The sequence below is a fragment of the Rhodomicrobium sp. R_RK_3 genome, assembly GCF_002198715.1.
Lineage (GTDB): Bacteria > Pseudomonadota > Alphaproteobacteria > Rhizobiales > Rhodomicrobiaceae > R-RK-3.
This window is the reverse complement of the sequence record NZ_MWLK01000039.1, coordinates 94,789-113,034: the sequence shown is the minus strand read 5'-3', so window position 1 is coordinate 113,034 and position 18,246 is coordinate 94,789. Positions and strand designations below refer to the sequence as shown.

Genomic DNA, 18,246 nt, shown 5'->3' with positions numbered 1-18,246 from the left:
TCCAGTATTCACAAACTCGAATTGGCGCATTGCCTCACCTCTCGCGCTGCGGCGTACTGGGTCCCCGCCTTCGCGGGGATTTCGGCTGAGGGTGTGATGGGCGTCGTGCATACCACCGACCTCTAATGCGTGACGGCGGCGGCGGCGGCTTCGTCGATCAGGCGGCCGGTGCGGAAGCGGTCGAGGGTGAAGGGCGCGTTCAGCGGGTGCGGCTCGCCCGTCGCCAGCGTATGGGCGAAGACATGGCCCGAGCCGGGCGTCGCCTTGAAGCCGCCGGTGCCCCAGCCGCAATTGACGAACAAGCCGGGCACAGCCGTCTTGCCGATGATGGGCGAGCGGTCGGGTGTGACGTCGACAATGCCGCCCCAGCTCCGCAGCATTCTCATCCGCGAAAATTGCGGGAACAGCTCGCAGATGGCGTCCAGCGCGTGCATCGGCACATGCAGCCCGCCCTGCTGGCTATAGGAGACATACTGATCCGTCCCCGCGCCGATGACGAGTTCGCCCTTGTCCGATTGCGAGATATAGGCGTGGACCGCATTCGACATCACGACGCAAGGGAAGACCGGCTTGACCGGCTCGGACACCAGCGCTTGCAGCGGGAAGCTTTCCAGCGGCATCCGCAGTCCCGCGCGTGCCAGGATCACGCTCGTATGGCCCGCCGCGACGACGCCGACGCGCTTCGCCTTGATGGTGCCCCGGCTTGTCTCGACGGCTTCGACGGCGCCGCTGGCGTTGCGCCGGAAGCCGGTGACCTCGCAATTCTGGATGATGTCGACGCCGAGCGCGTCGGCCGCCCGCGCATAGCCCCAGGCGACGGCGTCATGCCGCGCCACGCCGCCGCGCCGCTGCAACGCCCCCCCGAGCACCGGATAGCGCAGGTCACGCGAAATGTTCAGCGGCGGGCAGAAGGCTTTCGCTTGCTCCGGGGTCAGCCATTCATTGTCGATGCCTTGCAGGCGGTTCGCGTAGACGTGTCGCTTGAAACTCTGCACGTCGTGGACGTTATGCGCCAGCATCAGCACGCCGCGCTGCGAGTACATGACGTTGTAATTCAGCGCCTGCGACAGCCCTTCCCAAAGCTTGACGGCGTGCTCGTAGAGGCCGGCGCTCTCGTCATAGAGGTAGTTGGAGCGGATGATGGTGGTGTTGCGGCCGGTATTGCCGCCCCCCAGCCAGCCCTTCTCGATCACCGCGACATTGGTGACGCCGTGCTCGCTGGCGAGGTAGAAGGCGGTCGCCAGCCCATGCCCGCCCGCGCCGACGATGATCACGTCATAGGCCGGTTTCGGCTCCGGATTGCGCCATTGCCGCTCCCAGCCCTGATGGGCGTTGAAGGCCTCGGCGATGAGCGTTCTCAGCGAAAAGCGGCGCATGGGGACTTCCTGCTTTGCCTATCGAACTCTGCCGCGCGGCAGCGGGGCGCGCTTCCCCCCTAACGACGCGCAGTTGAGTTTTTGCGACTTACGGCCGGCCATATGGTTCGGCTTGCTGCTCATGTTCGCGGCCCGGAACTCGCTCCACTTGCGGGGGAAGCGTGCCCGGTGAGCGGTTACAAACGATCGATAAGGCACTACGGCTCCTCCCAAGCGGCCGCACGGCGTCCGGGACGGCGAACCCGCTGGCGCCGCATTTGGCCGCCCCGAGGCGCAACTGCTATTACAATCGCCCGGCCTCAAGACCATGGCCCGCGGCCTCGACCGTCTCTTCGACCGCATCGAAGGCGTCACCGTCGCCCATCAGGACCAGGATGTGTGAATCCCGTAGCCCACATGGGAGAGGGCCGGTGCGAGGCTACAATCTCTCGGAAAGCCGCCTCTCATGCGCAGCACTAGTCCCTCGTCGCCCCAGCCCGTCAGAGTGGGGGCCCACTCGCATCTGCTCTTGCCGCAGCAATCGCGGATAGGTGATTAGGTCCCGGCTAACCGCTTCGCGGCGGCCGGGACGACGAAAGAGGCAGATCCTATCCACCGGCTCGACCACCCGCCGCCTCGGCCTTGCGCAGCGCGGGGGAGGCTTCCGGGTCGGCGTGGTTGAGCAGGGCTTTCAGCGATTGCCAGAAATCGGCGCGGTCGGAATAGCCGATGATGCGGCCGACTTCCATCGTGCCGTCCATCAGCACGAAGGTCGGCGTCGCAGTGACCGGCTCCTTGAAAGCATAGGGCGTCGCCGCCAGCTTCTCGATGGCGATGCGGCGCAAGGGCGCGATCTTGCCGACATCGGTTTTCGGATAGAATGCGCCGACCTCCATCTCCCAGGCCTTGCAATAGACGCAGTCCGGCCGGCTGACGACCAGCAATTCGCCGGCGCTGACGGGAGCGGCGAAAGTGATAAGAGCCAACAGCCAGCATAGGGCGGCGGCGGCGCGTACGAGCGAACTCGCGGGGACGAATGTCTTCATAACCTGGACTTATACGAGGATATGAGCGAATTTTAAAGCGGGTCGCGCGCCGTCGCGCCCGCCGCCATATGGCGGTTCCTAAAGCGTTTTCCCGCAAGATCGCCGCGCCGGCGCGGATTGCCGCCGCCCGGATCACAGTTTCATCGGAGACAGACATGCCCGAAAGCGCCTTCCCCGATATGGGCGTCAAGCCGGAGGTCACCGGCTTCTTCGATCCGGAGACCAACACGATTTCCTATGTGGTGAAGGACCCGCTTTCGCCCGCCTGCGCCATCATCGACAGCGTCATGGATATCGACATGGCCTCAGGCCGCATCAGCTACGGCTCGGCGGACAGGATCATCCGCCATGTGCAGGACGCCGGATTGCGCGTCGAATGGCTGATCGAGACGCACGCCCATGCCGACCACCTTTCGGCTGCGCCCTATATCCAGCGCACCCTCGGCGGCAAGCTCGGCATCGGCGAGAACATCACCATCGTGCAGGACGTCTTCGGCAAAATCTTCAACGAGGGCACCGAATTCCAGCGCGACGGCAGCCAGTTCGACCGCCTGTTCAAGGACGGGGACAGCTACCAGATCGGCACGATGAGGGCTTTCGTCATCCACACGCCCGGCCACACGCCCGCCTGCATGACGCATGTGATCGGCGACGCGGCTTTCGTCGGCGACACGCTGTTCATGCCCGATGGCGGCACCGCCCGCGCCGACTTTCCCGGCGGCGACGCCCGCCAGCTCTACCGCTCGATCAAGACGCTGCTGGCGCTGCCCGCCGAGATGCGCCTGTTCATGTGCCATGATTACGGCCCCGGCGGCCGCGCCATCGGCTGGGAGACCACCGTCGCCGAGGAGCGGGCGAACAACATCCACGTGCGCGAGGGGATTTCCGAGGACGAGTTCGTCGCCATGCGTGAGGCGCGCGACAAGACGCTAGGGATGCCGAAGCTGATCATCCCGTCGATCCAGGTGAACATCAGAGGCGGCAACCTGCCCGAGCCGGATGACAGCGGGAAGCGGTTTCTGAAGGTGCCGATCGATGGGCTTTGAGGAGGGCGTCAGGGCTTCTCAGAGCGATCGTCGCCTTCGCCGGATTTGGCCCTAGCCTTCTCCGGCAGGCGAGACGGATGGTCAATGAACTGGCCAGTCTTCGCGTCCCGAGCAGTAAAGCGCCCGGACCGAGCCTCCCTCGGACCGGTCGTGGCAATCTTTGCCGCACGCTTCAGCGCGCTGCTGACTTTTTCTTTGTCAATGAACTTTGCCATCAATCATCCCAAGCTTCGACTCGAGCAAAGTCACCCTCGAGACTATCCCATATGTACCATTCGTCAACGAGCGGCTTATAAATCCGCTCAAGGTAATCAAGACTCTTGGCAAAGCGCTTGCGGATGACTCCCTCCGGTATGTCATGTCCGCCTGCCGCGACTCGACGGCGAACGCGCTCGATCGAAGTCTCCACATTCGGCAAGCGCAGGTATATTAAGGCGACGGAATATCCTGCCTGTCGCCATTTGGGAATCTTCGTCGCGTAGGTCAAGGAAGCCAGCGTCGTCTCAAGCATCAGCTCCTGTTGAGCCTCTACGAGCTCGTCGATGCGCGCCAACATCGTCCTGCCGGCGCGAAGATCGATTGCCGCTGGCGACAACCCCGTGTTCGACCTCGCGGGCGATTTCATCCGCATTGACGAAGACGAGACGGTTCCTTGAGACCGGAAGATATTCATTGGCAAAGGAGGTTTTGCCGGCCCCATTAGGGCCGGCAATCATTATCAATTCTTGCATGAATCTGGCGCCCGCGACGGCGTGAATCAGTTCCGCATCTTGTTAGCGTCGGCGAGGGCCGTATTGTCAACATAAACCTCGCCGCCCATCTCCGTGAACTTCTCGCTCATCTCGGCCATGCCCTGCTCCTGCTCATTCAGCTTGGCCGCGTAATCGCGGACCTGCTGGGTGATCTCCATCGAGCAGAATTTCGGGCCGCACATCGAGCAGAAATGGGCGACCTTATGCGCCTCTTTCGGCATGGTCTCGTCATGCATCGACCGGGCCGAGTCCGGATCGAGCGACAGGTTGAACTGGTCCTGCCAGCGGAAGTCGAAGCGGGCGCGGCTCAGCGCATCGTCGCGCAATTGCGCCGCCGGGTGGCCCTTCGCCAGATCGGAGGCATGCGCCGCGATCTTATACGAAATCACCCCGACCTTGACGTCCTCACGGTTCGGCAATCCCAGATGCTCCTTCGGCGTGACGTAGCAAAGCATGGCCGTGCCGAACCAGCCGATCATCGCGGCGCCGATGGCCGAGGTTATGTGGTCATAACCCGGCGCGATGTCGGTGACGAGCGGCCCGAGCGTGTAGAACGGCGCCTCGCCGCAGACCGCAAGCTGCTTCTCGACATTCACCTTGATCTTGTGCAGCGGCACGTGGCCCGGCCCCTCGATCATCACCTGGCAGCCCTTGGCCCAGGCGATCTTGGTCAGCTCGCCCAGCGTCTCCAGCTCGGCGAACTGCGCCTCGTCATTGGCGTCGGCGATCGAGCCGGGGCGCAGGCCGTCGCCGAGCGAGAACGACACGTCGTAGCGCCGCATGATATCGCAGATTTCGTCGAAGCGCTCGTAGAGGAAGCTCTCGCGGTGGCGCGACAGGCACCACTTCGCCATGATCGAGCCGCCGCGCGAGACGATGCCGGTGACGCGCTTGGCGGTCATCGGGATGTAGCGCAGGCGCACGCCGGCATGGATGGTGAAGTAATCCACGCCCTGCTCGCATTGCTCGATCAGCGTGTCCTTATAGACCTCCCAGTCGAGCTTGACCGGGTCGCCGCCGACCTTTTCCAGCGCCTGGTAGATCGGCACCGTGCCGATCGGCACCGGCGAATTGCGGATGATCCATTCGCGGGTGTTGTGGATGTTGCGCCCCGTGGAGAGGTCCATCACCGTGTCCGCGCCCCAGCGGATCGCCCAGACCATCTTCTCGACCTCCTCCTCGACGGAGGAGGTGACGGCGGAATTGCCGATATTGGCGTTGATCTTGGTGAGGAAATTGCGGCCGATGATCATCGGCTCGAGTTCGGGGTGATTGACGTTGGCCGGGATGATCGCCCGCCCGCGCGCTACTTCCGAGCGCACGAATTCCGGCGTGATATGCTCCGGCACGGACGCGCCAAAATTCTCGCCATCCGCCAGCGCCGCCGCCGCGCGATCCAGCGCCACCTCGCGGCCGAGATTTTCCCGCGCGGCGATATAGGCCATCTCCTTGGTGATGATGCCGGCCCGCGCATATTCGAGCTGCGTCGCGGGACGGCCTTCGATGCCGCGCAAAGGCGCGCGCAGATTCGGGAACGCCCGCGCCAGCCGGTCGCCGGTCGCGTTGCCATTGTCGAGCGGCGTCACCGGGCGGCCCTGATAGGCCTCGGCGTCGCCGCGCTCCGCGATCCAGGGCGCGCGCACGGGCTCGGCGCCCTGCTCCAGGTCGATGACCGCCGCCGGATCGGTGTAGGGGCCGCTGGTGTCATAGACATGCACCGGGCCTTCGCCGGTCGCGATCTCGCGCAAGGGAGCGCGCAAGGGACCGGCATGGACCTTGGTGCTCGCAGTGAGCGGGCCGGTCGTCACGCTGAACGGCGTGAAGCTTTCGGGGCGGCGGGGGGTGTTCATGGCTGCTCCTTGAGAGAATCGTGTTCTGCCGCTGGTGTTTCGGCCCATGCGGCGCGGCTGGTCCGGTAGAGGACAAAGGGTTGCAAGGGATGGTCGGGCGGCATCCGGGGGTGGACGAAATCGTCGGCTGGATCGCGCTTCATGCCGATGCGCTCCATGACGCGGCGCGAGGCCAGGTGCCGGTTGGGCGTGAAGGCGACGATCTCCGTCAGCGCCAGCCTGCCGAAGCCGAAGGCCAGCGAGGCGCGGGCGGCTTCGCTGGCGATGCCGCGCCCCCAATAGGCGACAGGCAGGCGCCACCCGATCTCGACCACCGGCACGAAATGCGCGGCAAAGCCGACGTGGGCGAGGCCCGTGAAACCGGCGAAGTCTCCGGTGGCCCGGTCCTCCAGCGCCCAGAAGGTGAAGCCATGGGCAGCATCATGGGCCTGGAGCCGGTCCACCACCGCGTCACTGGCCGCGCGGTCCAGCGTGCTCGGGAAATACTCCATCACGCGCGGATCGGCATTCATGGCGGCGAACGGATCGCGGTCCGCCTCTTGCCAACAGCGCAGGATGAGACGCTCGGTCAGGATTGGATGGGAAAGGACTGCGTCTGTCATCACTCCGTCCCTACGCCGGTACGAGCCGGATCAGGTTCATAGGGTGGTCGAACGGCGTTGGTTCGATCTCAGCCGGCTGCCACCGGCCCCCCTCGGGAAAGGTGACAATCCTGCAACGGTTCGAAAGACATTGCAAGCTCCGAGCAAATACCGATGGGCGCAGCCAGCGATTGTCCCGGTGGCGGCGCGAATAAGGCGGCGCTAGCAAGACCTTTACGTTTTTGAGGCGTTTATCACTTGCCCTGTGGATTATGAATGCCCATCCTAACCGGCTGACATCCGCGATTTGCCGGAATTTATGATCCGCGCGCGGCTGAAGGGAGAAGGAAAGACAATGACCGATGCAGCGCCGCGCCCGCCGACCGCAAACGGCAACAGCCTTGCGGGCCAGGGAACCGATGTCATCGGCCGGCTGTGGCATTCGCTCGATGCGCATCTGCGCCATGCGGCGCCGGTTCCGCCACGGACCGCGCGGCTGGCGGTCAGCGGACGGCAGAAGATGGCCAAGAAGCTGATCGAGGAAGCCGGCGAGGCGGCCGTGGCGGCAGCGGTCTCCGACCGCGCGGAAGTGGTGCTTGAGAGCGCGGATCTCATCTATCATCTTGCCGTTTTATGGGCCGCTCTGGGCATCACGCCGGAGGAGGTCTGGAGCGAAATGCAGGCGCGCGAAACCGCCTATGGGCTGGCCGAGAAAAGGGCCAAATCCGACGATGGCTGCGCCCTTGCCTGAGCCGCCGAGAGCGCGCTGCATACGAACTTGCATCGATCAAACACAATATTTTTCCGCGCTATACCCCATTTGGGAAACTAAATTCTGCGGCCAGATCAAGGCTGGAAAAATTTTTGCACGGATTTTTTTTCTAGGAATTGCAGACATTTAGCAATCCGAGTCTGCGTCTGCCCCCACATTCACAAAATAAAATATTTGCCACGCTGATCCTCCCCCTCTTCTTATTCGTATTATAGCGAGATGGAGGTGATCTCGCCGAACTCGCCGCGTGCTGTCTGCGACACGTCCGCGGCCTCTTCGGCCCGGGCGGGTGACGCGGCAGCAGCGAGGGGCGCGACGTCAGCAGCGGGCGGGTAAGGCGGTCTTTCCATCATGCGTCACCATCGATCGAGCCAGTCCAACTTGCCGGATTGGTCATGGGAGCTCAGCGGATCTATGGATATCATCAAGGGCAGGCTACAAGCGATGGAACCCGGCTCGGGCGATTACGAGCCGCTTTCCGAGAACAATATTCGTGTGCCAGGCCAGCGCGATCCCGATCGCACCAAGCGCGCCATTCTCGAGGCGGCAACGGCCGAATTCGTCTGCAAAGGCTTTGCCGGAGCCAGCGTCAACGAAATCGCGGCGCGCGCCAATGTCAATAAACGCATGCTGTACCACTATTTCGGCAAGAAGGACGAGCTGTACATCGCCGTCATCGAGAAGATCTACGCCACTTTGCGCGCGGCGCAAGCCCAGCTCAATCTGGCCGGCCTGCCGCCGCTCAAGGCGATCGAGCGGCTGATCCTGTTCACCTGGGATTACTACCTCAAACATCCCGAGCTGCTCAGCATCATGAGCGCGGAGAACATGCAGAACGCCAAATATGTCACGCGCTCCAGCCAGATCAGCAATTTCAATGCACCGCTGATGAACGCGCTGCAGGACGTTCTGGACCGCGGCGTGAAGGAAGGCGTGTTCCGCGCCGATATCGACCCGGTGCAGGTCTATCTGTCGATTGCGGGGCTCAGCTCGTTCTATGTGATAACGCGGCTCAGCCTGTCGGCGATTTTCGCCCGCGATCTGGCCAGCGAGGAAGCCCTCGCCACCCGCGCCGAACATGTCGTCGACGTGGTCCAGCGTTATTTGCGGCCTTAGGCGTTCCGACGTCATCCCCGCGCGGCGGGAATCCATCGAGGACGAGAATCCGAAACTCTCGTCCTCTTCATTCACCCGCCTTACTCGCCCGCCTGGGGCATGAAATACGCCGGAGCAGGCCGCTGTTCGGGGTAGACAGACTGCTCCGGCGCCACTTGACCTTCCGCCGTCTTTACGCCAATGCCGAAGGAGAGAGCATAGAGAGCGGGTAGGAAGGTCAAAGTCAGAATCGTTCCGGCCACGAGGCCGCCCATCATCGCCAGCGCCATCGGCCCCCAGAATAGCGAGGTCGAAAGCGGCACCAGCGCCAGCACCGCCGCCGCGGCGGTCAGCACGATGGGCCGGAAGCGCCGCACCGTCGAGCCGACGATGGCTTCGCCTACCGGTATGCCGGCCTCGCGGTCCTGCTGGATCTGGTCGACGAGGATGACGCTGTTGCGCATGATCATGCCGGCCAGCGCAATGACGCCGAGAATAGCGACGAAGCCGAAGGGCGACTGGAAGATGAGCAGCGCCGCCGCCGCGCCGATGATGCCGAGCGGACCGGTCGCCAGCACGATGGCGGTCTTGCCGACATGCTGGAGCTGGATCATCAGCAGAAGCACGATGGCCAGCAGCATCACCGGCATCTTGGCGTTGATCGAATCCTGGCTGATCGCCGATTCCTCGACCGCCCCTTGCATCTCGATGCGATAGCCGAGCGGCAGCGCATCGCGCAACGGCTGAAGCTGGGCATAGATCGCCTTGGTGACGTCCGGCGACTGCACGCTGTCAGGCACGGTGCCGCGCACCGAAATCGTCGGCAGGCGCGAGCGGCGCCATTCGATGCCCGGCTCCATCACCACATTGATCTTGGCGATCTGCGCCAGCGGCACCGACGCACCGCTCGCCGTCTTCACATAGGCCGCCTCGACCGCGCCGAACGCATCGCCCGCGATTTTGGGCTCGCGCAGCAGGACGCTGATGGTCTCCTCGCCCTCACGGAATTCGCCGATGGTGACGCCGGTCAGCACCGCCTGCAAGGTCTGCCGGACCGCTTGCGACGAGACGCCGATGGCGCGGGCGCGGTCCTGGTCGATGTCGAGCTTTAGCGCCGGAACCGGTTCGAGCCAGTCATTATGTACCACCGTAATCAGCGGATTGGCGCGCATGGTCGCGGCCACCTCGCCGGCGATGCGGCGGACTTCCTCACGCTCCGGCCCCGTGACGCGGAGCTGGATCGGCCAGCCGACCGGCGGCCCATTGAACAGCCGGTCGACCTTCGAGCGGATCTCCGGATAGTGGTCGGCGAGCAGCTTGCGCAGCTTGAGGATGACCGGATCGCGCTGCTCCAGCGATTTCGGCATCACCAGGAGCTGGGCGAAATTCGGGTTGCGCAATTGCTGGTCGAGCGGCAGATAGAAGCGCGGCGCGCCCTCGCCGACGAAGGTCGTCACGAATTTCACATCCGGGTCGGCCATCATCTCGGCCTCGACGGCCTTCGCCTGCGTCTCGACCTGACGGAACGAAGCGCCTTCCGGCAGCCAGAGATCGACCAGCACTTCCGGCCGGTTCGAGGCGGGGAAGAATTGCTGCGGGATGAAGCCGAAGCCGACGATGCCGGCGACAAAGGCGGCGAGCGTCATGGCGACGACCACGCGCCGCCGCATCACGCACCATTCGATGGCGCGCTCCAGCCGCCGGTAGAACGGCCCCTTGAACGGCGGATGTTTCGGGGTTCCCTCGACCTTATGCGGCTTCAGCAGCGCATGGCCGATCCAGGGCGTGAAATAGACCGCCGCGATCCAGGAAATGATCAGCGCGATGCCGACCACCCAGAACAGCGAGCCGACATATTCGCCCGCCGTCGAGGCCGCAAAGCCGACCGGAATGAAGCCGGAGACGGTGATGAGCGTGCCCGTCAGCATCGGGAAGGCGGTGGAATTATAGGCAAAGCTCGCAGCGCTGAGCTTGTCGAGCCCTTCCTGCAGCTTGCGCTCCATCATCTCGACCGCGATCATGGCGTCATCGACCAGCAGGCCGAGCGCGATGATCAGCGCGCCGAGCGAGATGCGCTGCAAATCGATGCCCATAATCGACATGGTGAGGAAGGTCGCGCCAAGCACCAGCGGGATGGTCAGCGCGACGACGAGCCCTGCCCGCCAGCCGAGGAACAGGAACGATACGCCGAGCACGATCAGCAAGGCCTCGCCGAGCGCTTCCAGGAACTCGCCGACATATTTGGTGACGACGTCGGGCTGATCGGCGATCTGGCCGAGTTCGAGCCCGAGCGGCAATGCCGCCTTGACCTTGGTCAGCGCCGCCTCGATCGCCTTGCCGACATCGGTGACCTTGGCGCCCTTGGCCATGACGACGCCGATCAGCACCGCCTCGCGGCCCTGATATCGGGTCTTGGCAACCGGCGGGTCTTGCAGGCCCCGCGTGACGGTGGCGATATCGCCGAGCCGGATGGTGTCGCCGCCGATGCGCAGGCGCAATTCGCGGATTTCATCGACGCTGAGCAGAAAGCCTTCGACGTCGAGGCGCACCGAGCGGGCGTCGCTCTCGACCCGGCCGGCCGGCTCCAGCGTGTTCTGGGCGGCGAGCGCGGCCTGGATGTCCTGCGGCGACAGATTGCGCTCGGCCAGCACTTTTGACGAGACCTCGATGAAGACGCGCTCGTCCTGGGTGCCGAGCAGATCGACCTTCTCGATGCCGGGCACGCGCAGGAGAATGTCGCGGATGTGCTTGGCCTCGGTCTTCAGCTCGGGATAACCAAAACCGTCGCCGGTGAGGGCGTGCAGGGTGATGTAGGTGTCGCCGAATTCGTCATTGTAAAACGGCCCGATGACGCCGGCCGGAAAGGTCTGCTGGATGTCGCGGATCTTCTTGCGCACCTCATAGAAGCCGTCGGTGATCTCGCGGCCGCGCGCCTCGCCCCTGAAATTGACGAAGACGACGGCGCTGCCGGGCCGCGTATAAGAGCGGACGAAATCGAGATGCGGCGCTTCCTGCGCCTTGCGCTCGATCTTGTCGACGACCTGGCTCTGCATCTCCTCGGTCGAAGCGCCCGGCCATTGCACCTGGATGACCATCACCCGGAAGGTGAAGTCGGGGTCTTCTTTCTGGCCCATGCTGAACAGCGACAGCCCGCCCGCCGCCAGAATCAGCACGACGAGAAAGCGCGTCAGGCTGGCATGCTGGATCGCCCATCGGGAGAGGTTGAACCCGCGCTGCGGCTGCTCCGGCAGTTTGAACGGCTTGGACATGGCGTCACTCTCGCTCGGCAGAAGACAAGGGATGGTCGGATGAGGGCGCGGCAGGGACGGGCGCGCGCGTGATGGGGTGCGGGGCGGCCGAGGCGTGTCGCGACGGCGTTGCTAGGTGCCCGATCCTTGGAGTGCGCCGCAGCCCGACCTCTCCCATGGGGAGAGGTCGGCGCGTCAGCGCCGGCTGAGGCGGTGATGCCTCACCGATAGGCATTACCCCGTCACCCCAGCCCTCTCCCCATGGGAGAGGGAGTCGGGCTGCGGCGCGCGGGTGTTCAGTGCGTGAGCGACGGGCGGCGGCCCCGCCGCGGGGCACCCCCGCCCACTCAGGGCATAATTTCCGCGCGGTTTGTCGCGAACCGGTCATCGGGGCGGCCTAGCGGCTGGGCTCGGCATCTTTGGCGGCGGCGGTTTGCAGGGCGCCCGGCGGGAGCCGCACCTCCATGCCGTCGGTGAGGAACTGCACCCCGCCGGTGACGACGACCTCGCCCGGCTTCAGGCCCGCCACAATCTTCACGTCCTCGGCCGCCACCCCGCCCGTCTCGACGAAGCGCGGCGCAACTTTCGACGTCGCCCGGTCGGCGACGAAGACCGCCTTGCGGCCCTCGACCTCGGTCAGCGCCGGCAGCGGGAGGGCAATATGCGGCGAACCGGAGCGCAGGCGCAGGGCGGCGGTAACGGTCATGCCGAGGCGCATGGCGGCAGGCGGATTGGCGAGGGCGACGCGCACGGCGTAGGTGCGCGAGCCGGGATCGGCCTGCCCGGCAATCTCGCGGATGCTGCCCTTGGCCTTGATGCCATTATCGGCCCAGAGCGTGAGATCGGCGTCCTGGCCGATGGCGAGTTGCGTCACATCCTGTTCGGGCACGCGAAAGGCGACTTCCATTTCGCCGGCGCGGGCGACCGAGACCACCGGCGATCCGGCGGCGACGACCTGTCCGGCCTGGGCCTGCACGGCGGTGACGATGCCGGCTTTGTCGGCCTTCAACACCGCATAGCCGGAGGAATTGGCGGCCTGCCGCGCCTGCGCTTCCGCCGCATCCAGTGCGGCCTGCGCGGCATCGACTTCGAGCTTGCGCTGATCGACGACGGCTTGCGGCGTAAAACCTTTCGGCAGCAGCGCTTCGGCCCGGTTGAATGCGTCCTTGGCGACGGCAAGCCGCGTTTTGGCCGAGTCCGCCGCCGCGCGGGCGCTGTTCTCGCTGAGTACGAGGTCGGTATCGTCGAGCCGCGCGATGATCTGGCCGATCTTCACCTCGTCGCCGATATCGACCAGGCGCTCGACGATCTTGCCGGGGACGCGGAAGCCGAGCGCACTCTCGGTGCGGGCGCGCACATCGCCGGAGAAACTTTTGACGATGTCGCCGGTATGCTCCTTAACGATGACAGCCTTCACCGGCCTTATCACCTTTTCGGCAACGGGCTCTTCCTTACATGCCCCGAGCGCCAGCAATAGCGCCGCCGCGCCGGCAAGCCTAAAGCCTGATGTGTTATGAGAAAATTCTGATGAAATTCGTTTTTGTTCACCCTCAGGCGGCAAAAACCCCATGGACTGCTCAGCCTCGGACATAGCTTTGCTCCCGCTCTAAATTCGTGCCGTCAGCGCCCTGACAATGAAGGCCGCCATTTCAGTCGGCGTGGTCCGGGTCTCATCATCCAGTTTCTGTGCCACCAGGACCGGGTGGCACAGGCACGCCATGGCGCTCTGCACCCAAGTCGCCGCGCGCATCGAATCCTGTTGGGCGAATTCGCCGCTCGCCATGCCGCTTTTGATGATTTCTTCAATATAAAGGCGGACACGGCCGAGATGCGCCTTGATCGCCTGCCAGTTCTCCTCCATCGCCACCACGGCCAATTCATGAACCTTACGGTGGTCGAGCAGGTTTTCCAGCGTGTTCTGATAGGTTTCTTCGATGAGCCGCTGCAAACGCCACGCCGCCGGCTTCTCCATGCGGACGATTTCAAACAGGCGCCGCTCGGTTTCGCTCAGAATGCGGGCGCAAATCGCCTCGACCAGAGCGAGCTTAGAAGGGAAAAAACGGTAGAGATTGGCCGCCGACATCTGGCATCCCTCGGCAATGTCGGCCATGGTGGTCTTGGCGTATCCGTAATGGCGGAAGAGCCGTTCCGCCTCCGTGAGGATTCTCGCCTGGGTATCTGCCGCAGCCTGTGGAACGATCATGCCTGCCCAATCGCGCCAGCCGGCGCATGACGACTGAAGAAAATCGAAAATCTTCAGCGACCATAGACCCGCTCGCACGGCTTGGCAAGAGTCGATCCGGGGACAGGACGCGGGATGGAGCCAGAAACGCAAAACCGCCCTGCTGCTCGGGAGCCGAGTGTGCAAGGCGGTTTGCGAGGGAGCCGGTACAGGCTATTCACGGGGCGGGCTCGCCACGAGGGGAGGCAATCGCCTAGTACCGGGCTGGGGTCGTTGCGAGCGGCGCATTGGCACCGAATTCAATATGAGTCTGCCGCTGAGCAGGGCCGCTGCCGCTGCCGCCATGCAGCCTCGTCCAGGTGACGGCCTCATCGATCTCGTCGCGCGTGACGCCGAACTGGCCTATCTGGGCCGACAAGATCTCGGCGCTGTCCCTGTTGCCGATGGCGTTATAAATGGCGATGCGCTTCAACTCCTGCGCATGGGGCGTCGGACCGCCTTCGGCGCCGACATCGGCAAGATCGCCGAGTCCGGCGGGCGCGATGCCAGCGGCCGCGGCGGCCGCGGCTTGCGGGTGACCGCTAAGCCGGTGGCCGGAGAGAGAATTATCGGCGGCCAGCGCTTGGCCCGCCATGAAGAGGGATGCCACGAGAATGGCTGATCTGACCATCATGATGGTCTCCTGTTATGCGAAAATTTACGCCCGCGCGGCCAATCGCGGCGCCGGCTATCAAAATGGACAAAGGGGTCGATGAGTTCGCCGGAAAAACCTCGGCTCTTGTCCTGCTCCTGACCCGAATAGAAAGGGGCAAGACCCATGAGGGTCTGCCCCGTCTTTCGGCTCAGTTAGTTGCCGCGGCGCTGAAGCTGGTCCCAGAACTGCTTCGACTCATGAGAGTCGTTGAGGTCGTAGGAGGTCAGCGGGCGGGCAGAATCTTCAAGGGCGAAAGCCCGCGACTGAACTGCAAACAGGCCCGCCGAGACAGCTGCCGCGAAAATTGCCGAACGAATGATCGTGCTCATGTTGATCTTCCTTTTTGAGTACCCCGCCGGTTAGTTCTGTCCGGCGTGCTTCCTATCGATGTTTGCAGCGGGGTTGTCCGCCACTCCCCAAAGATGGTCCCTCAAGAGGTAAGGTTTAGGTGTCTCAAATTGACTTCAATGTTCAAGATCGAACAACAATTACAGATATTACGACCGAAACACATCCATTCACGGAAAAATGAGCCTTGGTGAAGGAAACCCGGCGAGAGGAGATTTTGGCACGCCCCTCGCCGCCAGAGGGCAAAAAGCCGATGCTTGACTTAATGATAGGTAAGCTCGCGAACCTTTCCCCAGAAGACCACATAGGAATAGGCTGTATAGGCTAGAATGCATGGCAGCACGATCACCACGCCGACGAGGATGAAGCTGAGCGAGGCGGGTGCGCTGGCCGCCTGCCAGACCGTCAGCCGGTCCAGCACCACATAGGGATAGAAGCTGTAGGCGAGCCCCGCAAAGCCGAGGATGAAGATGCCGGCCGCGGCGAGGAAAGGCAGCCAGTAATAGCGGTCGCCCGGCATCGGCATCCGGCGCAGCAGCAATTCCAGCCCGACGATCAGCCCCCCCGCCAGCAGCGGGATCGGCGCCAGAAACAGGATGTTCGGCAGGCTGAACCATTTTTCGAAAATGCGCTCGCTGACGATGGGCGTCGCCAGCGACACCAGCGCCAGCCCGAGCGCCGTCAGCCAGACGAAGATCCGCGCCCAGCGCACGGCCTTATGCTGTAATTCGTGCTCGGTCTTCATGATCAGCCAGCAGGCGCCGATGAAGGCGAAGCCGGCCATCAGGCACACCCCGCACAGCAGGCCGAAGACGATGTTGATGAGGCTGTATTCGAAGCCGACGATATAGAGGCCGAGCATAAAGCCTTGCGCCAGTGAGGTCAGCACCGAGCCGAAGATGAAGGCATTGTCCCAGAGCCGCTTATGCTCGTCGCGCACCTTGGCGCGGAAATCGAAGGCGACGCCGCGCACGATCAGCCCGAGCAGCATGACCGCCACGGGGATATAGAGTGCGGTCAGGATGATGCCATGCGCGATCGGGAAGGCCACCAGCAGCAGGCCGATGCCGAGCACCAGCCAGGTCTCGTTGGCATCCCAGAACGGCCCGATCGAGGAAATCATCTGATCCTTCTCATCGGGCTCGGCCGCGTACATGAGGATGCCGACGCCGAGATCATAGCCGTCGAGCACGACATAGAGCAGGATCGACAGCCCCATCAATCCGGCAAAGATCACCGGCAGCGCATCGGCGCTCGTCATATAGGCCCACATTAGCGATCCTCCCTGAAGCGCGTGACACCCGGCTGCGGCGCGAACAACCCGCCGGGCGTCGCGTGCCCGGCCACCGGCTCGCCGGCGCGCCGGGCAATGAAGAAGACGACGAAGATGAAGGTCGCCAGCAGAACGGCGTAGAGCGTGAGATACATGGCGAGCGTGCCGGCCACCATCGGCGGCGGCACGGCGGCGACCGCGTCGGCCGTTCGCAGCACTCCGCTGACCAGCCAGGGCTGGCGGCCGATCTCCGTCGTGTACCAGCCTGCCACGGTGGCGATCCAGCCCGCGAAGGTCATGGCCACGAGGCCGCGCGCCAGCCAGCGCCCCGGTTCGCCGCGCCGATGAAGCTGCCACGCGCCGAGCCAGGACATCGCGAGCATCAGCACACCCATGCCGACCATGATGCGAAAGGCGAAGAACACCGGCGCGACCGGCGGGTGGTTGCCGGCAAAAGCGTCCAGCCCCTTCACCTCGCCATCCCCGCTATGCGTGAGAATCCAGCTCCCCAGGTCGGGAATGGCGATCTCGTAATGGTTGGTCTTCTCCGCCTCGTCCGGCACCGCGAACAGCCGCAAGGCCGCGCCGCGTTCGGTCTGCCAGATGCCCTCCATGGCGGCAATCTTGGCGGGCTGATGTTCGAGCGTATTCAGCCCGTGCTGGTCGCCGGCGAAGATTTGCAGCGGAATCAGCACCGCCGCCGCGTAGACGCCGGTGCGCAGCGCCGCCATGACGCTCGCCGACCGGTCGCCGCGCAGCCAGCGATAGGCCGAGACGCCAGCGACGAGGAAGCTTGCGGTCAGGCCCGAGGCCAGCAGCATATGGGTCAGGCGGTAGGGCATGGAGGGGTTGAACAGCACGTCCAGCCAGCTCGTGACATGCGCCTTGCCGGCGATCATCTCGAAACCGGCCGGCGTCTGCATCCAGCTATTCAGCGCGATGATCCAGAAGGCCGAGGCCGTGGTGCCGAGGGTGACGAGCACGGTGGCCGCCGTGTGGACGCGGTTCGAGACGCGGTTGGTGCCGAACAGCATGATGCCGAGGAAGGTCGCTTCCAAGAAGAAGGCTGTCAAAACCTCATAAGCGAGCAGCGGCCCGGCGATGTTGCCGACCGTCTCCATGAAGCCAGGCCAGTTGGTGCCGAACTGGAAGGACATGGTGACGCCGCTGACGACGCCGAGGGCAAAGGAGAGCGCGAAGATCTTCACCCAGAACCGGTAGGCTTCGATCCATTTCTGATCGCCGGTCGTATCGAAGCGCAGCTTGAAGAACAGTAATATCCAGCAGAGCGCGATGGTGATGGTCGGGAACAGGATGTGGAATGTGATATTCGCCCCGAACTGGATCCGGCTGAGAATGAGCGCGTCCATCACTTGTCTCCCATCTTTGCCTTGCCGCCAGGGATAAGCTTGAGCTTATTCCGCATCTCATAGAGCTTGTAGATCTTCGAGCCGAGCTTCAGCAATTGGACCAGGCGAGCCGTTTCCATCTTCTGCATGTCCTGGTACCAGCCGGTCAGCATCTCGATCAGCTCGTGCATTTCCCGCATCCGCGCCTGGGCGTGGCGCTCCTGCGGTCCCTGCGGCTCTTCAAGCAGGATGTCGCGCAGCATGGTCATGGTCGGCTCGATCTCGCGTTTCCTGCGCTCCTCGACCAGCGTGCGCACGATCTCCCAAATATCGTCGGGTGCCACGTAATGGTCGCGCCGGTCGCCCGGCAGGTGTTTTGGCCGAACCAGCCGCCAGCTATCCAGTTCCTTCAGCCCCATGCTGACATTGGAGCGCGAAAAGCCGAGCGCCTCCGAAATGTCCTCTGCGTTCAGCGGCCGGTCGGATACGTAAATCAGGGCGTAGATCTGGCCCACGGTGCGGTTGATGCCCCAGCGGGAGCCCATCTCGCCGAAATGCAGCACGAAGGTTCGGATCAGCGGGGGCAGGTTCATGACACTTCCGTAATTTCAGATATTTCTGAAATATACGAACTTACAGGCTTTACGCAAGCCCC

17 protein-coding genes and 1 riboswitch are annotated in these 18,246 nt (G+C 63.8%); of the genes, 3 read left to right on the top strand and 14 right to left on the bottom strand.

What is annotated here, in order from left to right; genetic code table 11:
• Positions 1 to 122: 122 nt before the first annotated feature.
• Together BLEFHOIH_RS25585 and BLEFHOIH_RS25580 are read right to left on the bottom strand one after the other, a co-directional pair.
• Positions 123 to 1,376 (bottom strand): sarcosine oxidase subunit beta family protein, encoded by a 1,254-nt coding sequence (locus BLEFHOIH_RS25585; RefSeq protein WP_088348896.1) that lies wholly within the window; start codon positions 1,374 to 1,376, stop codon positions 123 to 125.
• Between the two features lie 587 nt (positions 1,377 to 1,963).
• Positions 1,964 to 2,401, bottom strand: a complete 438-nt coding sequence (locus BLEFHOIH_RS25580; RefSeq protein ID WP_088348895.1) for a thioredoxin family protein — start codon at positions 2,399 to 2,401, stop codon at positions 1,964 to 1,966.
• A 155-nt stretch (positions 2,402 to 2,556) separates the two neighbouring features.
• Between BLEFHOIH_RS25580 and BLEFHOIH_RS25575 the strand changes: the two genes are divergently transcribed.
• Positions 2,557 to 3,447 (top strand): MBL fold metallo-hydrolase, encoded by an 891-nt coding sequence (locus BLEFHOIH_RS25575; RefSeq protein ID WP_088348894.1) that lies wholly within the window; start codon positions 2,557 to 2,559, stop codon positions 3,445 to 3,447.
• 8 nt (positions 3,448 to 3,455) lie between these two features.
• Here the strand turns inward: BLEFHOIH_RS25575 and BLEFHOIH_RS25570 are convergent, their stop codons facing one another.
• The 4 genes from BLEFHOIH_RS25570 to BLEFHOIH_RS25555 form a co-directional block, all read right to left on the bottom strand.
• Complete coding sequence (locus BLEFHOIH_RS25570; RefSeq protein WP_088348893.1) at positions 3,456 to 3,662, bottom strand: hypothetical protein; 207 nt, start codon at positions 3,660 to 3,662, stop codon at positions 3,456 to 3,458.
• Positions 3,662 to 3,958 (bottom strand): hypothetical protein, encoded by a 297-nt coding sequence (locus tag BLEFHOIH_RS27105; RefSeq protein WP_210191602.1) that lies wholly within the window; start codon positions 3,956 to 3,958, stop codon positions 3,662 to 3,664. The genes BLEFHOIH_RS25570 and BLEFHOIH_RS27105 overlap by 1 nt, the downstream gene beginning before the upstream one ends.
• 246 nt (positions 3,959 to 4,204) lie before the next feature.
• Positions 4,205 to 6,049 carry a phosphomethylpyrimidine synthase ThiC gene (gene thiC / locus BLEFHOIH_RS25560; protein WP_088348892.1) on the bottom strand — a complete coding sequence of 615 codons (1,845 nt, stop codon included), beginning with the start codon at positions 6,047 to 6,049 and terminating at the stop codon, positions 4,205 to 4,207.
• Complete coding sequence (locus tag BLEFHOIH_RS25555; protein ID WP_088348891.1) at positions 6,046 to 6,651, bottom strand: GNAT family N-acetyltransferase; 606 nt, start codon at positions 6,649 to 6,651, stop codon at positions 6,046 to 6,048. Before BLEFHOIH_RS25555 ends, thiC begins: the two co-directional genes overlap by 4 nt.
• Positions 6,642 to 6,754: riboswitch (TPP riboswitch) on the bottom strand. It overlaps the preceding gene by 10 nt.
• A 231-nt stretch (positions 6,755 to 6,985) precedes the next feature.
• On the opposite strand from BLEFHOIH_RS25555, the gene hisE reads away from it, so the two are divergent.
• Together hisE and BLEFHOIH_RS25545 are read left to right on the top strand one after the other, a co-directional pair.
• Positions 6,986 to 7,381, top strand: a complete 396-nt coding sequence (hisE, locus tag BLEFHOIH_RS25550; RefSeq protein ID WP_088348962.1) for a phosphoribosyl-ATP diphosphatase — start codon at positions 6,986 to 6,988, stop codon at positions 7,379 to 7,381.
• Positions 7,382 to 7,816: 435 nt separating this feature from the next.
• The gene (locus BLEFHOIH_RS25545) at positions 7,817 to 8,518 is read left to right on the top strand and encodes a TetR/AcrR family transcriptional regulator (RefSeq protein WP_170937387.1); all 702 of its coding nucleotides are present in this window, start codon (positions 7,817 to 7,819) and stop codon (positions 8,516 to 8,518) included.
• An 80-nt stretch (positions 8,519 to 8,598) separates the two neighbouring features.
• On the opposite strand, the gene BLEFHOIH_RS25540 is transcribed toward BLEFHOIH_RS25545, so the two are convergent.
• The 8 genes from BLEFHOIH_RS25540 to BLEFHOIH_RS25510 form a co-directional block, all read right to left on the bottom strand.
• Entirely contained in the window at positions 8,599 to 11,766 is a 3,168-nt protein-coding gene (locus tag BLEFHOIH_RS25540; RefSeq protein WP_088348889.1) for an efflux RND transporter permease subunit, read from the bottom strand.
• A 376-nt stretch (positions 11,767 to 12,142) separates the two neighbouring features.
• Positions 12,143 to 13,162 (bottom strand): efflux RND transporter periplasmic adaptor subunit, encoded by a 1,020-nt coding sequence (locus BLEFHOIH_RS25535; protein ID WP_170937386.1) that lies wholly within the window; start codon positions 13,160 to 13,162, stop codon positions 12,143 to 12,145.
• A gap of 189 nt (positions 13,163 to 13,351) precedes the next feature.
• A complete protein-coding gene (locus tag BLEFHOIH_RS25530; RefSeq protein WP_088348887.1) occupies positions 13,352 to 13,948 on the bottom strand; it encodes a TetR/AcrR family transcriptional regulator in 597 nt (198 codons plus the stop codon).
• A gap of 232 nt (positions 13,949 to 14,180) precedes the next feature.
• Positions 14,181 to 14,600, bottom strand: a complete 420-nt coding sequence (locus BLEFHOIH_RS25525; RefSeq protein WP_088348886.1) for a hypothetical protein — start codon at positions 14,598 to 14,600, stop codon at positions 14,181 to 14,183.
• 173 nt (positions 14,601 to 14,773) lie between these two features.
• Positions 14,774 to 14,950, bottom strand: coding sequence for a hypothetical protein (locus tag BLEFHOIH_RS26980; RefSeq protein ID WP_170937385.1), 177 nt, complete (start codon positions 14,948 to 14,950; stop codon positions 14,774 to 14,776).
• A gap of 281 nt (positions 14,951 to 15,231) precedes the next feature.
• A complete protein-coding gene (cydB, locus tag BLEFHOIH_RS25520; protein WP_170937384.1) occupies positions 15,232 to 16,242 on the bottom strand; it encodes a cytochrome d ubiquinol oxidase subunit II in 1,011 nt (336 codons plus the stop codon).
• Entirely contained in the window at positions 16,242 to 17,612 is a 1,371-nt protein-coding gene (locus BLEFHOIH_RS25515) for a cytochrome ubiquinol oxidase subunit I (protein ID WP_088348885.1), read from the bottom strand. Before BLEFHOIH_RS25515 ends, cydB begins: the two co-directional genes overlap by 1 nt.
• A complete protein-coding gene (locus BLEFHOIH_RS25510; protein WP_088348884.1) occupies positions 17,612 to 18,184 on the bottom strand; it encodes a GbsR/MarR family transcriptional regulator in 573 nt (190 codons plus the stop codon). Before BLEFHOIH_RS25510 ends, BLEFHOIH_RS25515 begins: the two co-directional genes overlap by 1 nt.
• Positions 18,185 to 18,246: the final 62 nt, after the last annotated feature.

Excerpts from the sequence above, each read along its gene's own strand:
- BLEFHOIH_RS25585 (WP_088348896.1), bottom strand. The coding sequence starts at position 1,376 with ATGCGCCGCTTTTCGCTGAGAACGCTCATCGCCGAGGCCTTCAACGCC.
- BLEFHOIH_RS25580 (WP_088348895.1), bottom strand. The coding sequence starts at position 2,401 with ATGAAGACATTCGTCCCCGCGAGTTCGCTCGTACGCGCCGCCGCCGCC.
- BLEFHOIH_RS25575 (WP_088348894.1), top strand. The coding sequence starts at position 2,557 with ATGCCCGAAAGCGCCTTCCCCGATATGGGCGTCAAGCCGGAGGTCACC.
- BLEFHOIH_RS25570 (WP_088348893.1), bottom strand. The coding sequence starts at position 3,662 with ATGGCAAAGTTCATTGACAAAGAAAAAGTCAGCAGCGCGCTGAAGCGT.
- BLEFHOIH_RS27105 (WP_210191602.1), bottom strand. The coding sequence starts at position 3,958 with ATGCTTGAGACGACGCTGGCTTCCTTGACCTACGCGACGAAGATTCCC.
- thiC (WP_088348892.1), bottom strand. The coding sequence starts at position 6,049 with ATGAACACCCCCCGCCGCCCCGAAAGCTTCACGCCGTTCAGCGTGACG.
- BLEFHOIH_RS25555 (WP_088348891.1), bottom strand. The coding sequence starts at position 6,651 with ATGACAGACGCAGTCCTTTCCCATCCAATCCTGACCGAGCGTCTCATC.
- hisE (WP_088348962.1), top strand. The coding sequence starts at position 6,986 with ATGACCGATGCAGCGCCGCGCCCGCCGACCGCAAACGGCAACAGCCTT.
- BLEFHOIH_RS25545 (WP_170937387.1), top strand. The coding sequence starts at position 7,817 with ATGGATATCATCAAGGGCAGGCTACAAGCGATGGAACCCGGCTCGGGC.
- BLEFHOIH_RS25540 (WP_088348889.1), bottom strand. The coding sequence starts at position 11,766 with ATGTCCAAGCCGTTCAAACTGCCGGAGCAGCCGCAGCGCGGGTTCAAC.
- BLEFHOIH_RS25530 (WP_088348887.1), bottom strand. The coding sequence starts at position 13,948 with ATGATCGTTCCACAGGCTGCGGCAGATACCCAGGCGAGAATCCTCACG.
- BLEFHOIH_RS25525 (WP_088348886.1), bottom strand. The coding sequence starts at position 14,600 with ATGATGGTCAGATCAGCCATTCTCGTGGCATCCCTCTTCATGGCGGGC.
- BLEFHOIH_RS26980 (WP_170937385.1), bottom strand. The coding sequence starts at position 14,950 with ATGAGCACGATCATTCGTTCGGCAATTTTCGCGGCAGCTGTCTCGGCG.
- cydB (WP_170937384.1), bottom strand. The coding sequence starts at position 16,242 with ATGTGGGCCTATATGACGAGCGCCGATGCGCTGCCGGTGATCTTTGCC.
- BLEFHOIH_RS25515 (WP_088348885.1), bottom strand. The coding sequence starts at position 17,612 with ATGGACGCGCTCATTCTCAGCCGGATCCAGTTCGGGGCGAATATCACA.
- BLEFHOIH_RS25510 (WP_088348884.1), bottom strand. The coding sequence starts at position 18,184 with ATGAACCTGCCCCCGCTGATCCGAACCTTCGTGCTGCATTTCGGCGAG.